The sequence below is a fragment of the Spirulina sp. 06S082 genome (assembly GCF_034932145.1).
In the GTDB taxonomy this organism is placed as follows: Bacteria; Cyanobacteriota; Cyanobacteriia; order Cyanobacteriales; family Spirulinaceae; genus CCY15215.
In genome coordinates, this window is record NZ_JAYGHV010000300.1 from 1 (window position 1) to 15728 (window position 15728).

Below are 15728 nucleotides of genomic sequence, written 5' to 3' on the forward strand. Positions count from 1 at the left end.
CGATCGCGCAGTACGATTATTTGCTTCTCAATCTGTTTCGGGGATTCAAAAAACACCGGGAGTTTGCGGAGGAGATGCTTGTATTGGCAAAACGAGAATTCCGGTTTGGTCATTGGTGAACGATCGCCGTCAGGGGATGAGTGAAGCGCAAATTTTAGCGGCTTTTCCTAGTTTAAGCGCGATCGATCTGGTTAATGCTTGGACGTATGCTGAGGCAAATTCAGAAGAAATTGCAATGGCAATTCGAGAAAATGAAGAAATTGTTAAACAAAGTAGCGATCGGCAATCTTTTTTACAGTTATCTCTTGTGGAACGTCGTCACATTTTAGCAAAACAAGCTGATAAAATAGAACCTCATTATCAAGAAGATTCTCAATGGCGCGAATGGACTAATTTAGATTGCGATCGCTTTTATGAATATGATTCTTCAACCGAAACGCGGTGAAATTTGGCAAGTTAATTTCGATTATGATGAAGAGAAATAAACTGAAAATAGGCGATCGCATTTCTTTCGTTATCGCTTTTTGGTAAAGAATGGAAGAGATGCGATCGCGTTATGTCCAAAAAACGATACAATAAAAAAGAAATGAGGAAGTTTCCATGAGCAAAACACGAACAATCTACAATCGTATTACTTTTGATCCTCAAATAATGGGAGGACGTGCCTGCATCCGAGGAATGCGAATAACGGTTTCTTTGGTTTTGAGTTTGGTTGCTAACGAGATGACAATAGAGGACATTATAGAGGCTTATCCTTATCTAGAAACAGAAGATATTAAAGCCTGTTTGAAATATGCAGTCTTCTTAGCTAGTGAGCAAATTCGTCCGTGGTCAACGATCGCCATCAGGGGATGAGTGAAGCGCAAATTCTATTAGTTGGATTGATTTTGATCTGCTAAAATAAAAGGATATATTTTTAGAATGAATTGGAAGTTTCTTGGGAGGATTTAAAAGCAGAGATGGAGCAATATATTTTATCGCCGATCGGTAAAAATGCTATGCTAATATATGGGATGAATTCGAGGTAATTGGGAGATTTAACAATGGTAGAAACTAAAACATCGCGGAAAGTGGGTCAAGGGAGAATATTTCCTGCAATTCAATGGTCAGAAGAACAGAAAGCAGAATGGAAGATAAAACGAGAAACCTTTTATCAGCGCTGCAAACCGATTTTTGAACAAGTTAAAAACGAATTGATAGAAACGCACTATAACTGGTATATTGCAGTTGAACCGGAGAGTCAAGAATATTGTTTGGCTGAGAATGAATTGGATGCGATCGCGCTATCTCGTAAAAAGTATCCGAATTCGCCATTTTATCTTTTTCAAATTAATCAAACAGGAGTTTCTGGAGCAAAATAATGCAAGGTCGATTTGGAGACAATAATGAGTTACTGTTTGAAGTCGAGTTAATTTCAAAAGATGGTGTAGGATTGGCTATTGAAGCGATGTTGGATACAGGGTTTTCAGGATGGCTTGCTCTCGATCTTCAAGATTTAGAGGGATTAGATCTGCATTATATTGGGACACAAGATATGCAATTAGCCAAAGGGGAAGAAGTTGAATTTAGTCTTTATTTTGGGAAGGTATATTTAGACGAACAAGAATTTGAAGTTTTAATTCATGCCGCTTTAGGTGTTCCAGAAGTTTTGTTGGGTCGTCAGTGGTTAACAAATCGGCGACTGGTTGTGGATATGCGATCGCAATTTCTGACTTTAGAAGAGAGTAAAAGTTAGAGAAAAAGGCGATCGCAAAGTCTTTTTTTAAGAACGCTGTAAGAAATCTTCTAAAAATCTACTCAAAATCTACTCAAAATCAAATAAACGTAAACCAATATTAAGTTCTGGGAGTTTTGCTAATTCAATATTTTTTTGTGCTAAATTTTCTCCAGCCCACTTAATTGGATCACCTCGCTTCAGTCCTAATTGACTATTAGCATAATCTCTATCCACTGAAGATAAATAAGAGGCACGCCATTTTGTATTAAGATTATTTTGATCGATAAATTCATTGAATAATTTTACAGCTTCATCTACTTCAATAGCTAACAGATCATCAGCAATCCAATATCTAGGATCTAAAGCTATTGTGGCTTTTCCATCAGATATAAAAGAATTATGCAAATTCCAATCAATCTTGAAAATCAATTCACCCCGACATAAGTTGTTATTGTCAAAAGCATAAATATAAACTTTCTCAATCCATTGCTTCTCTATTCCTTTTTCTATAGTATTTTTCAAGGAGAACTCAGAAATATCTGTTGTTTGTCTCAATGCTATTCTGATTTGCATTCTTAATAAAGAAAGGCGGCTGCTAGTAGTGGTATATGTATTTGTAAAAGTCATTTAAAAACCTCGTAAATGATTAACTAATTTTCCCGAGTGAATAAGATTTTTGCCAGATTCAACAATATCCTGAAGTCTTATTGTTAGATGAATGATTGGTTCTCGTCCCTCTCCGATCCGATCAATAGCTTGGGTAACTCCCACTTCTTCAATTGATTTTGTTAGCAAACCATCAATTAATGTAGACCGCAAATATGAAAAAAATGCAATCGATAAAAAGTTGAAGTTTTCACAAGATATCTCTTTATTTAATTCATCGATTAATTTTTCACATTCATGTATTTGAAGCTCTGGATATATGCCGTGTAAAATTTTTGTTTTTTCATCATTTGTAGGGTCCCATTCAAAGGCAGTCATTCGTCCTGGACGAACAAGAGGTTCATAGAGTTTTGTAAAATCATTACCAGTGATTATAATTGGAATTCTTCTAGTTGATCTTCCTTCAACCATCGTGGGATAGTCTACAATGTGCATAAGTTCACCAAAAACAGTTTGCCGATTAATGGTATATTGTACCTTATCTCCCCAATTACCTAGGCCAGTATCTATATCATTAATTAAAACAACCGCAACTTTAGATTTACCTTGTTCTATGCAACGGCTAGCGTTAATATATGCTTGTCTAACAATTTGGGCTGGTTCTCCCGCAGTACCACTTTCTAATTGACCACCGGATATTAAAAATAACTCCGCTCCTAACTCTTTTAGTACGCACTCGCACTGGTAAGTTTTTCCATATCCTGATGGTCCATGAATCCCTAGTATTAGAGAACCATGATAGAGATTTGATTCCATTAGATTCTTAACAATATGAAGAATAATTGCTCTTTTAAATCGTTCGGGAATATAAATGGAACTATTCATCTTTAAGTACCTCTCCATGATGACGACGATTGATTCTATCTTCCATGTAGACTAATTGCTGTTCCCAATATCCTTTTTTTTCTGGTTTACCAACATCTTTCCATTCTGTAACTGTCGATTGTTCTGCTCTAATTTCAGATTCTTCTCGTAATCTATGTTCCTCCTTTCTTTGATCTACAATTTTATCTAGCTGATCTAGCCGAGCTATCAATTCTTTATTCTTTTCTTTATTCTTTTTTTGCCCAAATGAAAATAATGTTTTTGGTATTGGTTTTTCTAGGGAAAACAAATCACTTATGCTCTTATCTTTTTGCCGAACTTTTAGAGAAGGATGGCGATCGGATAATATTTCAATTTCATGTATTACATCCTTGACAATATCCTTTGTCTTGTCTTTTTTAAGACTATTCTGATGATTCTGTTTTTTTAACTCATCATTTATTATCTCTCTAATTTCATCATGTTTGACTTCTACTTCTCTTTTCCTTCCTCGAATCAACTCTGTAAGAACATTGGCAACCACAGTTCTTGCTACATGAAATATAAATGAAGTTATAAACTCCATAGCAAAATCCTCCTTGATACTCTTCAATTATTGAGTCCAGTTTGTTGAAATATTTTATTTATATCTAAGATTATGTCTTAGATAATTTATATTAACCATCGGAAAATATAGGTTATTTTTCTCGATTAACAGTCGGAAAAAGTTGGTAGTTCGCAATTAAAGTCGGATATAATTAGAAGATGTCGGATTGTCATAAGAAAAACTTAAGTGTCTCAAGTTATGAGAATGAACAATATTGTGGAATGGGCTGACGATTTGGTTTTTACACATACTGGAGAGCATTTAGACGATCTGCAACAAGATATCTTGCGAGAAGTCTTTCAGGGTAAGAAGTACGCTAGAATCGCGCAAAACCGCAGTGTTACTGAAGGTCATGTGAGAGATGTTGCTTCTCAGTTGTGGAAAATTTTATCGGAAGCGTTAGGAGAGAATATAAGAAAGTCTAATGTTAGATCGACAATGGAGAGATTGCACTATTCTAATGTTTCGCATTTTGGTAAAGGTATTGTACATATTGGAGATGTTAATTTCTGTCCTGATACTTCTAAAAACCCCAAACCAGCACAAGACAGAACTAAACAACCCCAAATTGATTTAGGAACAGCACCAGAAATTACCCGTTTTTATGGACGAACAGAAGAACTTGAAACCCTTGAAAACTGGATTATTAACGATCGCACTCACCTCGTCGCACTCCTAGGACTTTCCGGAATGGGCAAAACAACCCTCGCAGTCAAACTTATCGAAACGATTAAACCTGAATTTGATCGCATTATCTATTACAGTCTGCAATTTTCTCCCCCTTTAACCGCCACATTAACCCATCTCTTGCAATTTCTCACTGACTCCGAGGACATTCCCCAAGACATCGAAACGCAATACCAAAAACTGAGAGAATGCTTGCAACGCGATCGCACCTTCATCATCCTCGACGATTTACAAGCCCTTTTTGCCCCGCAAACTCTTTCTGGACACTATAAGCCCAATCTAGAAAATTATCGCACCTTTTGGACACTTTTGCAACAAATGATAGGAAAAAGCCATATTCTTCTCATTGGCGATGAAAAACCGAGGGAATTTGTAGAGTGGGACAGACAACAAAATAGAACCCATATTTTAGAATTAAAAGGGTTAGGAAATGCAGCAGCACAGATTTTACAAGCTGAAGGACTTTCTGATGATGAATGCTGGGAAAAACTCTGCGATCGCTACCAAAACCACCCTCTTTGGTTACAATGGGTTTCTCGACTCATCCGAGACTTTTTTCAAGGTAATGTTCGCCAATTTCTCGAACACGAAATATTGTTAATCGATCCTCTACAAGAACAATACGATCGCCAATTTCAACGCTTATCTGACCTAGAACAAGAATTACTCCAGGCGATCGCAGCTTATCCCCAACCCATCTCTTTAGAAACACTTTTGCAAAGGCGATCGCACTCTCCGTCTCATATCTTAAACGCAATCCAATCTTTAAAACGAAGACTTTGGCTACAAACCGTCACAGAAGAACAAACTATAAGTTTTTCTATTGCAAAGATTATCAGAGCATATTTAAGCACCGTTAAACTAACGTCGTAAAAGTAAATCTTTGCCGTGGGTATCTGTGCCGCAAGTGTTGAATAAACCGTAGCGATCGCTTAATTGTTTAACTTGCTGAGTTTGTTTAGAGGAAGGCTGCCAGGGATCGACGTGACGATAAGCGTAGTAGGTTTCAACGCCATCTATACCTAATTTTACTGCTGTGGGGACTAATTTATTGGCAGAACGGCGATATCGTTCGGGATGCGCTAAAACAGCCAATCCTCCCGCTTGATGAATGGCATCGATGACGCGATCGGCTTGTGCGGCTTTACCTTTGGGCGCAGATCCGGTTAAATAAGGCAGCAAGGCCGGACAACTGGGATCGAAGGCATAACCGAGAATATGGACATCTACGGTGAGTAACAATGAGGTAATCTCAACTCCCGTCCACAATTGGGGAATTTTTGCCGATGAGTCCATTTCTGCCAAATATTGTTGCGCGATGCGAAAGCCATCAACGGTATGATGATCGGTGATTGCCAAACCTTGCAAACCAATGGCAACTACTTGTTCTATAACTTCTTGCGGCTGTAACTGTCCGTCCGAGAAAACAGTATGGAGATGGAAATTGTAGTGGGTAGGACAGCTATCTGGTTGGATATTTGTCCAAACTTCTTTGAGCGATCGCTCATCTTGGGGGTTTTGCTTGACGAATGCCGAAGCTATTTTAGTTGCCATCATGGGTTTCAGAGAATACGATTAACGATTCCGAAAAAATCGTGTTTGTCAAAATATAGATAAAATTCTTAACACTTCTCTAGCTTAACAAAATTGAAAAATAGAGGTTGTGCGATTACACACCTCTGGGAGTTTACTATTCTGATTTATTAAAGCAACGCGAGCCAGGATAGGCGATCGCGCCCATGTATGATTAAAACTGATTATATTGATGTAAGAATCTCATACATTTTCTCTTTTTGCAACATTAACTACACAAAAATTCTTAAAGTGCCAATTACCGTAAGACTTTGAAGTTTTTTTGCCGTCTAGATAATAACTTGCTAACTACCACTATGCACAATCGCCTTTCTCGTTTTCTCGGTTCGATTCAATTTGCTATTCCTTTATTGAGTGCGATCGCCATTATCCTAATTGGGGCGACGTTTTACGAGTCTCAAGTAGGTTCAGCGACGGTACAGCAGGAAATCTATAAAAGTCCCTGGTTTGGGGGTTTAATGTTCTTATTAGCACTGAATTTGGGAGTTTCGGCTTTGAGTCGCTATCCCTGGCGAGGGGCGCGTAAAATTGGTTTTGCCCTCACTCATCTCGGTTTGATTGTTATTATTGCAGGTTCGGCGGCGGTGATTCATTTGGGTGCTGAGGGAATGTTACTTTTACGAACAGATTTAGACGCTAATAATCAAGTTCGGGTTGAGGGAGATTTACTCGAGGTTGCGAATCGGGAGGGAGAGGTACAACAAACTGGAATTTTTGTCAAAGCAGATGGCTCCGTTTCGCCTCAATCTTTCGCGGGTCTTTCCTTATTAGGTTATAGCGAAAATGCTATCAAAACTGTAAGTTTTCGTGAAGGAGGAAGCGTCGAAAATCCAGCCGTGCGTTTGAGTTTGCATAGCGATCGCATGGGACAAACTTTAGAACGTTGGTTAGCGATCGCGCCTCTTCCTTACCGTAAAATCTCCTTGGGACCCGCAGATTTAGAGATTATGCGATCGGGAAATTCAGCAGAGTTAGAAGCATTATTAAACACGCCGATCGCAGAAAATAATAATCCTTTAGGGACAGTGCAAATTGTTGCTAATGCGAGGGAAATTTCTCTGGATGTGGACTCTTATTTACAGCGAGAAGTAGGAATTGACGACAATTTACGAGTCCGCTTAGTCGAATTTTTTCCAGATTTTAAATTGAACAAAAACAAGCAGCCCTCCAGTGTTTCAGATGCTCTCAATAATCCTGCCCTACAGTTAGAAATTAGCAGCGATCGCGGAGTCGAACAATGGTTTGTATTCGGTCGCGATTTCCCCCCGGTTCGTTCCCTTATTTCTGGGGAATCTTTAACAGGAATTAATCTTAATTATTCTCTACCTCCGCAACAATCTGAAGATTATTTTCGAGTAATTCTTGACAAGGAAGGAAAATTATATTATGCAGCAAAATCTTCTCGCGAGTTTAAATCAGGAGAACTGGCGATCGGGCAGTCTATTACTCCAGGTTGGGCGGATTTTAAGATTACTTTAGAAACATATATTCCCAAGGCTCAATTAGAGCGAGAAACGATTCCCATTTCTGACCCTAATACTGCGGGAAATCCAGCCTTATTAGTGGAAACGCGATCGGGAACAAAAGCCTGGTTATCTTGGGGGGAACCTACGGCGATCGACGATCCTAATCAGGAAATATTTGCTGCATTTAGTCCCAAATTATTACAGTTACCTTTTGCTGTTAAATTAGAAGATTTTATTGTCGATCGCAATGAGGGATCGGAATCTGTGGCAATGTGGACGAGCAAAATTGCCATTGAAGACCCTCATCAAGATAACATTGAAGAGCGCAAAGTATGGATGAATCACCCAACTTGGTATCAAGGTTGGAAGATTGCTCAAGCCTCATGGAATCCAGGAGATTTAAAACAGTCTACCTTACAAGTAAAGCGAGAACCAGCTTGGGTTACGGGACTGACTTGGAGCGGTTCTGGGTTAGTTGTTTTGGGGATATTTATTATGTTTTACGGTAGGGGTTTGGTCTCCAAACCCTAAAAAATTTGGAACACGCGTAGGGGTTTGGTCTCCAAACCCTTCTTCATCCGAGGTCTCCAAACCCTTTCTCCAAATTTTCTCCAAACCCCCTCATCCGAAGGAAAATCCCAAATGTTTATATGCCTCTTCCGTAGCAATTCTTCCCCGCGACGTGCGATTGATAAAGCCAATTTGCAAGAGATAGGGTTCGTAAACTTCTTCAATAGTTTTAGCATCTTCTCCCGTCGCCGAGGCCACCGCTTCTAGGCCCACAGGACCACCGCGAAATTGTTCGATAATGGCACTTAAGACGAGGCGATCGGTCCAATCTAAACCCCGTGGATCGACATTGTAGCGCTCCATTGCCTCGGCAGCTAAGTCGCGATCGATTTCCGATTTTCCCTGTACGTGAGCATAATCTCGCACGCGACGCAAGAGGCGATTGGCAATGCGGGGGGTTCCGCGCGATCGCCTCGCGATTTCCTCCGCACCTTCCAAGATCAGGGACATTTGTAATAAATTGGCAGTGCGTCGAACAATTTCCGTGAGTTCATCTATTTCATAAAAACGCAGTCGCTGAATGAGACCAAAGCGATCGCGTAAAGGAGAAGTTAAAGAACCTACATTCGTCGTCGCCCCAATCAGAGTAAATTGAGGTAGAGGAATGCTGCGGGTGCGTGCAGTTTGTCCTTTACCGATAGTGACATCCAAACGACTATCCTCCATTGCAGGATAAAGCAACTCTTCCGTCACCCGGTTAAGACGGTGAATTTCATCAATAAAAAGAACATCTCCAGGTTTGAGATTCACCAATAATCCGGTAATATCTCGGGGACGCTCTAAAGCTGGAGCAGCAGTAATTTTGCAATTAACCCCCATTTCCGATGCCAAAATTAAAGACATCGTTGTTTTTCCCAAACCAGGAGGACCGTAAAGGAGAATATGATCGAGAGTCTCTCCTCGGGATTTTGCTGCTTGAATAGAAATTTGCAAAACATCTTTAAGGTCTTTTTGGCCGATATAATCCTGAAGGGAGCGAGGACGAATGCTATCCTCAGTATTAGGTGTTTCTTCAACCCCCGCCGTAGCTACAAGCAAACTTTCCTCAAGATCGGCGTTTTCTGTCTTCTTGCGTCGCTTTTTGCGTTTTTTGGGGTCCGGTTGCGGATTTTGCGAGTTTTCGGATCGTTTAATCGCCATGATGCCTGTAAGTGCTTAACTAATAACTGGGGTTGAGGGAGAGCCAATGCGATTCGCTCTACTTCATTGACCTGTGAATAATTGATAATTGATAACTGAAAAAATGCTTGCGAAAAGAATTTTACCTTGTTTAGATGTTAAAGCTGGGCGGGTCGTTAAGGGGGTTAATTTTGTCGATCTGCAAGATGCAGGAGATCCCGTCGCATTGGCACGCGCCTACAATGAAGCAGGAGCCGATGAGTTAGTCTTTCTCGATATTACCGCCACCCACGAAGAGCGGGGGATTATTTTGGATGTTGTTTATCGCACGGCAGAACAGGTGTTCATTCCTTTAACCGTTGGTGGTGGTATTCATTCTTTAGAAAATATTAAACAATTATTAAGAGCCGGTGCCGATAAAATCAGCATTAATTCCGCGGCCGTAAAGAATCCAGATTTTATTAATGCAGCCAGCGATCGCTTTGGCAATCAGTGCATTGTTGTGGCGATCGATGCTAGACGCAAAAAGGATTCTCCTGACCTGGGTTGGGAGGTTTACGTGCGGGGGGGTCGAGAAAATACGGGACTCGATGCGATTAAATGGGCAAAGGAAGTCGTACAACGGGGTGCAGGAGAGTTATTAGTGACCAGTATGGATGCCGATGGGACTCAAGCAGGGTATGATTTAGCTCTCACCCGCGCGATCGCCGATGCTGTGGAAATTCCGGTCATTGCTTCTGGGGGTGCGGGGACGGTTCGCGATATTTATGAAGCCTTTAGTGAGGGGAAAGCAGAAGCAGCGCTATTGGCTTCCCTGCTGCATTACGGGCAATTGACGATCGCGGAGATTAAAGAATATTTACAACAACAGCACCTTCCCGTCCGCAATCCGTAATATTCCTTACATTTTTGGCGATTTTTCCTGCGTATCTGAGAAAATTGTGTATTAGAATAGAGAAAAGTTTACAAAATTTAAGATTATGCTTATTCCTATTTTAATATTTGATATCGCTTTGGTGGCATGGTCGCTACATTTGATGCAGGAATCCTTTCAGCAGCAAGAGTTTTCTCTACTATTGGCAGGGCTTCTCGTTTCCGTGTCTGCTGGGGCTTTAATGGTGGTTTACTTCTTGATGAACCACTGTATGAGTTCTTTGGCTCAGATGGGATAGGCGATCGCTCTAATATTAAAGTAAATATTAATTTTTAGCAAAAGGGTTGACAAGATTTGTTTTTTATGAAATAATGGGAAACGCGCTTTAAATGAAGCTCTAGGGGTTATAGCTCAGTTGGTAGAGCACCTCAATGGCATTGAGGGGGTCTGCGGTTCGAATCCGCATAGCTCCATACCTTTATCGGCAATACTTTCAGCATTTTTGGGATGAACAATGAACCAGAGTTCTCTACACTTCATCCCAATTCCATGCCAAAAAATCTAAAAATGGGGGGTGTTAACTCGAACCCTTTATATATAAATATCTGTTAGAAATGAGTAAGGAATGAGTAAGACGAAGAAAGTTAAATAACGAGTAAATTCTGAAAGGGTTGTTTTGTAACAGATTATCCAAAAAGCGGGTGACGGGAATCGAACCCGTGTCTTTTGCTTGGAAGGCAAAGGTTTTACCATTAAACCACACCCGCAAAAAATTGCGCTTTTCCTATAATAACACATTCATCGCGAATGGAGAAAAAATTTTCTGATTTTCTCAAGATTTTTTGGTTCAAAAGAGTGGTTATGATGGAATCGGGATGCGTCTGACGTTTCCCATAAAGTGACAGGAGCCAATCGTGCGGAATTTCCACAATATTCAACAAGAAACTTACGATTTAATCGCGATCGGAGGGGGCGTAAACGGCGCAGGAGTGGCGAGAGATGCCGCTTTACGGGGCTTAAAAACCATCTTAATCGAAAAAGGTGATTTTGCGAGCGGAACGTCCAGTTGGTCGAGTCGCTTAATTCATGGCGGCTTACGCTATTTGGAATATTTTGAAGTTCCTTTAGTGAGAGAATCTTTGCGCGAGCGAGAAATTCTGCTGAGAACTGCTCCTCATTTAGTTAAACCTTTACTCCTCACGGTTCCCATCTATGCGAAGCGATCGCGCCCTTATTGGAAAATCTGGGCGGGGATGTACCTCTACGATTTTCTGAGCTACGATAAAACCGTCCCTCCCCATCGAATGCTTCCCCAAGCAGAATTCAAACAGGTTTTTCGCTCTCTCGATCCGGAAGGACTTAAGGGAGGCGCTCAATATTATGATGGACAAGCGACACGAGCAGAACGTTTGTGCTGGGAAAATGTTCTCTCAGCTAAGGAAGCAGGGGCAACGGTGTTAAATTATGTTGAAGTGATGGAACTGAGGCAGGAAGGCGATCGCATTTCGCAACTCCATTGTAAGGATACTCTCTCGGGGGAAGAGTTTACGGTATCGGGGCAGAAAAATGCTGTAATTATCAACACGACGGGTCCTTGGGTCGATCGCATCTGCCAACGCGGTAGCAATGAGGCGATCGCCAAAAAACGCAAAATGGGTGGGACAAAAGGCAGTCATATTCTTGTCCATCGTTTTCCAGGGGCTGTTGATACCTGTTTATATGTCGAAGCTAAAAGTGATGGCCGTCCCTTCTTTATCATCCCTTGGTTAGATATGGTCTTAATTGGTACGACAGATTTACCGTTTACTGGGGATTTAGATCGCGTTAAAGCCAATGATGCCGAAGTCGATTATTTGTTAACTGAAACGAACAATATTATTACCACTGCAAATTTAACCCGCAAGGATGTTATTTTCACTTATTCGGGGGTGCGTCCCCTCCCCTATCAGGAAGGGAAAAAGCCTGGAGAATTAACTCGCAAACATATCTTGTACGATCACCAAAAAGAAGGGGTTAAGAATATGATTTCTCTGATCGGTGGCAAGTTAACGACTTATCGCCATGTCGGGGAAGAAATGGTAGATGCAGCATTTAAGAAAATGGGGGCAAGTATTCCTCCCTGTCCCACCCTTACAATGCCTCTTCCTGGCTGTATTCTTCCCACAGATCCTTGCATTCAAAAAACTTTAGAGGAATACGGCGATCGCATTTCTTCTGCCACGATTTATCATCTTTTTAGTCTTTACGGTTCAAAAGGTAAAGAGGTGTTAGCTTTAACTCGAGAAATGCCGGAACTTGCCGATCGCATTTCTCCCAATCTTCCCGATATTAAGGCTCAAATTGTCTATGCCGCACAAGTAGAAATGGCAGAAACAGCAGTTGATATTCTGCGTCGTCGCACAACGATCGCCTTACAGGAAAATTATGGGTTAAATGCACTGTCTACGGTAACTGAAGTTCTCTCTCAATATTGTAGCTGGAGTCAAGAACGATGCGATCGCGCTGTTACTGATTACTACAATTATATACAGGGTAATTGTATTCCTGATTACGTTCTCAAATCTAAAAAAGAAGGCAAAATTGTTTAAAATAAGCCTAAAACCATTAAAAACTTTAGTCGATAGTAATACCGACTAAGGTTTTTAAATCTTCTAAAAAGCAGGTAAAGAAACCCGGTACGTCAACATCAACTGCAACCCAAGCATTTGCAATTTCTTTGAGAGAATGACGTATATCCATCAAGGTTTGACCTGTTGTAAATTCTCCTTTGGTTTCAATGCTTACTCTGGTGCGGCTAAATTGTAATGTTTCGGGATAAAATAAATAAGCTAAAGTTAGGGCATCGTGAACTAAAAACCCATATTCTCCTTTTGTTTCTCGATGTTGTAAGGAGGTTTGAGTTAAAAAATCTGCCAGTTCTTGCATAAATTGGGTTAGTTGTCCTTGAGGGTTAACCCGCACGATCTGTTCCATCATGTTTCGTGTCAAAACTAATTTTTGTGTGACATCAAGGGGAAAAATTACTAAATCATTACGCGAGTTAAAAACCCGTTTGGCCGCTTGAGGGTTAAACGCCATGTTAAACTCAGCATACGGAGTAACATTTCCTGGGATGTGAAATGCTCCTCCCATAATGATAATTTCTCGAGCTAATGTGAGGATTCCAGGGCTTTTTGCTTCTGCTGCAGCAAGATTATTGAGAGGGGCGATCGCAATAATGGTAATGCCTCCGGGTTGTTCTTGCAGTTTTTCAATGATCAAATCGTCAGAGAGGGGCGCATCGGTAAAACTTTGACGGACTTCTGGTAAAGTTCGTGATAAGTTGCCCATACCGTCGGGTCCGTGAATGTGAGAAGCATCATTAAATCTTTTGTGAGGAACATCAACACCTCGACCGACAGGAATATTCTCTAAATCCCCCAGTTCGAGAATCTGACAAGCAGCATTAAAGGTATATTTAGCGGGAACATTGCCTTCTGCGGTAGTGATAGCCACTAATTCGGCGAATCCTTGCTTGACTAAACTTTGAATCCAAAATAAAGCAAAAATATCGTCACCACCGGGGTCGGTATCAAGAATGATTTTGATGGGGTTGCGATCGCCAGTCATGAGAATTAATAACCAAGAATTTATCCCGATCGCATTTTATCCTTCCGGAGTGCAAACGCGATCGCGTCCCTCCACTTTAGCGCGACTTAGCGCCATCTCTGCACTATGTAGTAATGCCTCGCGAGTCATGCCATTTTGCGGGAAAATTGCCATACCGATAGAAACGGAAATGCGATCGCACTGTTGATTGGAGTATTCAAAATTGAGATGTTTTACTCCTTCTCGCAATTGTTCTGCGCGCACTTTAGTTTCCTCCCAAGAACTATCGGGCAAAACTAACATTAATTCTTCTCCGCCATATCGTGCGGCGAGATCGGCTTTTTGTAAGCTGCGTCGCAGGAAGCCTCCCAAAGTTTTTAAGACCAAATCCCCGGCTTCGTGGCCAAAAGTATTGTTAAAATTGCGGAAATGGTCGATATCGAGAAGAATCACCCCGATCGCCCGATTTTGTCGCGCTGCACTGTACACTTCTCGTTCTAGTGCCTCTTCCAAATAACGACGATTGTGCAGTTCTGTCAACGCATCTCGAACGCTATCGATCTGCAAATTCGATCGCAGCTTAATATTCAGCAAAGAAACTCCCAATTGTTCCGCCACGGTTTGCGCGAATTGCTGCCGCCCTGGGGAGAGAATGCCCCGCTCTGGAGAGGTAAGATACAGTAACCCCAAAGTTTGTCCTTGAGCAATGAGAGGAACACTTAACGTCTCTGCGGGCATAGGATCGCTATGAACGTGCTTACTGAGAAGGCGAGGATGGGACTCATCCACCCAGTGAACTTTTCCCCGTCGTAAAGCCCAACTATCCTCGGGAGAAAATATTGTTTCGCTGTTAAAATTATTTCCCCAAGAGGCGATCGCCTCTACTAAATTTCCCCCCTCATTCAAAACAAAAACGCCACCGGAACAAGTGGGGAATAAAGGAGCCATCAGTTCTGCAATAACATTGTAAGCCTCTTCTGTTGTTAAGCTGGCTTGCAGAAAATCCGCCAGTTCCCCCAATCTTTCCATGCCTTGGCGACGGGCATCCAATTCTAGGGTAGAATCTTCTAATTCTTCATTGGTGCGGCGCAGGGATTCGGCTTGCTGTCGTCGTTCTGTTACATCTTCTACCATATAGGAAAAGCGCTGTTGTCCTGGAATCGGACACACCGTAGCTGACAGCCAGCGAATATCTGTTTCCCCCTCATCTACATCCATTTCGTAAGCATATTCAAACTGGATCGGCTTACCAATTTGGCGACTTTCGTGGCAATGATCGATCCAGTAGCGGCGAATATCTTCGGGTACTCCCATATCACTCGCCAATTGGTTGTGCATGGTGATGGGAGAAAGGCGGAAAAATTCTGTCGTTACTGCATTATCGGAAATATGGCGCATATCGTTGTCGATAAGCTCGATAATGCCCATCATCATTGAGGTACTGTTATAGAAGCTATTCAGGGTCGATTCCGTCGCCATGAGAGCAGATTTTGCCGCGACGCGATCGCCGACATCTTCTACGACTCCGAGGAAATATTCTACATCTCCCATGGGGTTGCGAACCACAGACCCGCTTAAATTCACCCAAATTTCTGCCCCTTCTTTATTGAGATAGCGCTGTTCCACGGAAATATGAGATAAATCTCCTTCTACCAGTTGGCGGAATTGGGCGATCGCATTCCCTAAATCCTCTGCATGGGTCAACTCTTGGAACGTTTTCTCCTGTAATTCCCCTTCGCTATAACCCAATAATTGGCTAAATTTGGGATTCACTTTTAAGAATTGTCCGGATTTGTTGGTTTGAATAATACCTACCCCAGAGCGATCGAAGAGTGTGCGGAAACGCTTATCTAATTCTTGCATCGACTCTTCCGCATGATTCCGTTCCGCCATTTCGTGGAGGAGTTCTTCATTCAAACTCATTAACTGAGTTGTGCGTTCTTCTACTCGCAATTCTAATTCTTCATTGAGACGTTTTAACGCATCTTCTGCTTGTTTGCGTTCGCTAATATCGCGAACGATGAGGGTATAGCGCTT

Annotated in this window: 15 protein-coding genes, 2 tRNA genes and 1 pseudogene; 10 read left to right on the forward strand and 8 right to left on the reverse strand. The window is 41.5% G+C overall.

Translation table 11 applies throughout. The annotated features are described in order from the left end of the window. The 4 genes and pseudogenes from VB714_RS27530 to VB714_RS19010 form a co-directional block, all read left to right on the forward strand. Positions 1 to 274, forward strand: a pseudogene (locus VB714_RS27530) (DUF433 domain-containing protein); the annotation flags it as partial. A 326-nt stretch (positions 275 to 600) separates the two neighbouring features. Further along, on the forward strand, positions 601 to 855 hold the full coding sequence (locus VB714_RS19000; protein ID WP_204101802.1) for a DUF433 domain-containing protein: 255 nt from the start codon (positions 601 to 603) through the stop codon (positions 853 to 855). Between the two features lie 188 nt (positions 856 to 1043). Next, positions 1044 to 1361, forward strand: coding sequence for a hypothetical protein (locus tag VB714_RS19005; protein WP_323226235.1), 318 nt, complete (start codon positions 1044 to 1046; stop codon positions 1359 to 1361). Then, the gene (locus VB714_RS19010; RefSeq protein ID WP_323226236.1) at positions 1361 to 1735 is read left to right on the forward strand and encodes a hypothetical protein; all 375 of its coding nucleotides are present in this window, start codon (positions 1361 to 1363) and stop codon (positions 1733 to 1735) included. Before VB714_RS19005 ends, VB714_RS19010 begins: the two co-directional genes overlap by 1 nt. 69 nt (positions 1736 to 1804) lie before the next feature. Here the strand turns inward: VB714_RS19010 and VB714_RS19015 are convergent, their stop codons facing one another. The 3 genes from VB714_RS19015 to VB714_RS19025 are packed head-to-tail and all read right to left on the reverse strand — an operon-like array spanning position 1805 to position 3773. Beyond that, positions 1805 to 2344: a hypothetical protein gene (locus tag VB714_RS19015; RefSeq protein ID WP_323226237.1), complete on the reverse strand. Its 540-nt coding sequence runs from the start codon at positions 2342 to 2344 to the stop codon at positions 1805 to 1807. Further along, a complete protein-coding gene (locus VB714_RS19020) occupies positions 2345 to 3208 on the reverse strand; it encodes an AAA family ATPase (protein WP_323226238.1) in 864 nt (287 codons plus the stop codon). Continuing rightward, positions 3201 to 3773, reverse strand: a complete 573-nt coding sequence (locus VB714_RS19025) for a hypothetical protein (protein ID WP_323226239.1) — start codon at positions 3771 to 3773, stop codon at positions 3201 to 3203. The genes VB714_RS19020 and VB714_RS19025 overlap by 8 nt, the downstream gene beginning before the upstream one ends. 225 nt (positions 3774 to 3998) lie before the next feature. Between VB714_RS19025 and VB714_RS19030 the strand changes: the two genes are divergently transcribed. Further along, positions 3999 to 5354: an ATP-binding protein gene (locus tag VB714_RS19030; RefSeq protein ID WP_323226240.1), complete on the forward strand. Its 1356-nt coding sequence runs from the start codon at positions 3999 to 4001 to the stop codon at positions 5352 to 5354. On the opposite strand, the gene VB714_RS19035 is transcribed toward VB714_RS19030, so the two are convergent. After that, positions 5343 to 6038: a PHP domain-containing protein gene (locus VB714_RS19035; RefSeq protein WP_323226241.1), complete on the reverse strand. Its 696-nt coding sequence runs from the start codon at positions 6036 to 6038 to the stop codon at positions 5343 to 5345. The two genes, VB714_RS19030 and VB714_RS19035, sit on opposite strands and share 12 nt — an antisense overlap. A 332-nt stretch (positions 6039 to 6370) precedes the next feature. Between VB714_RS19035 and VB714_RS19040 the strand changes: the two genes are divergently transcribed. Beyond that, entirely contained in the window at positions 6371 to 8071 is a 1701-nt protein-coding gene (locus VB714_RS19040) for a cytochrome c biogenesis protein ResB (protein WP_323226242.1), read from the forward strand. 90 nt (positions 8072 to 8161) lie between these two features. Here VB714_RS19040 and ruvB read toward each other — a convergent pair whose 3' ends face one another. Next, on the reverse strand, positions 8162 to 9250 hold the full coding sequence (gene ruvB, locus VB714_RS19045; protein WP_323226243.1) for a Holliday junction branch migration DNA helicase RuvB: 1089 nt from the start codon (positions 9248 to 9250) through the stop codon (positions 8162 to 8164). A 103-nt stretch (positions 9251 to 9353) separates the two neighbouring features. Here ruvB and hisF point away from each other — a divergent pair, with 103 nt between their 5' ends. The 3 genes from hisF (at position 9354) to VB714_RS19060 (ending at position 10576) form a co-directional block, all read left to right on the forward strand. Continuing rightward, complete coding sequence (gene hisF / locus VB714_RS19050; protein ID WP_323226244.1) at positions 9354 to 10124, forward strand: imidazole glycerol phosphate synthase subunit HisF; 771 nt, start codon at positions 9354 to 9356, stop codon at positions 10122 to 10124. A gap of 85 nt (positions 10125 to 10209) precedes the next feature. Next, positions 10210 to 10401: a hypothetical protein gene (locus VB714_RS19055; protein ID WP_323226245.1), complete on the forward strand. Its 192-nt coding sequence runs from the start codon at positions 10210 to 10212 to the stop codon at positions 10399 to 10401. A 102-nt stretch (positions 10402 to 10503) separates the two neighbouring features. Beyond that, positions 10504 to 10576: transfer RNA gene (locus VB714_RS19060), tRNA-Ala, on the forward strand. Positions 10577 to 10799: 223 nt separating this feature from the next. Here VB714_RS19060 and VB714_RS19065 read toward each other — a convergent pair. Next, positions 10800 to 10870 (reverse strand) — tRNA-Gly (locus VB714_RS19065). A 147-nt stretch (positions 10871 to 11017) separates the two neighbouring features. Here VB714_RS19065 and glpD point away from each other — a divergent pair. Beyond that, complete coding sequence (gene glpD / locus VB714_RS19070; RefSeq protein WP_323226246.1) at positions 11018 to 12691, forward strand: glycerol-3-phosphate dehydrogenase; 1674 nt, start codon at positions 11018 to 11020, stop codon at positions 12689 to 12691. A 25-nt stretch (positions 12692 to 12716) separates the two neighbouring features. Here glpD and VB714_RS19075 read toward each other — a convergent pair whose 3' ends face one another. Then, positions 12717 to 13712, reverse strand: a complete 996-nt coding sequence (locus tag VB714_RS19075) for a nucleoside hydrolase (protein WP_323226247.1) — start codon at positions 13710 to 13712, stop codon at positions 12717 to 12719. A gap of 36 nt (positions 13713 to 13748) precedes the next feature. Further along, the coding region (locus tag VB714_RS19080; protein ID WP_323226248.1) for a diguanylate cyclase at positions 13749 to 15728 on the reverse strand (1980 nt) is incomplete at its 5' end.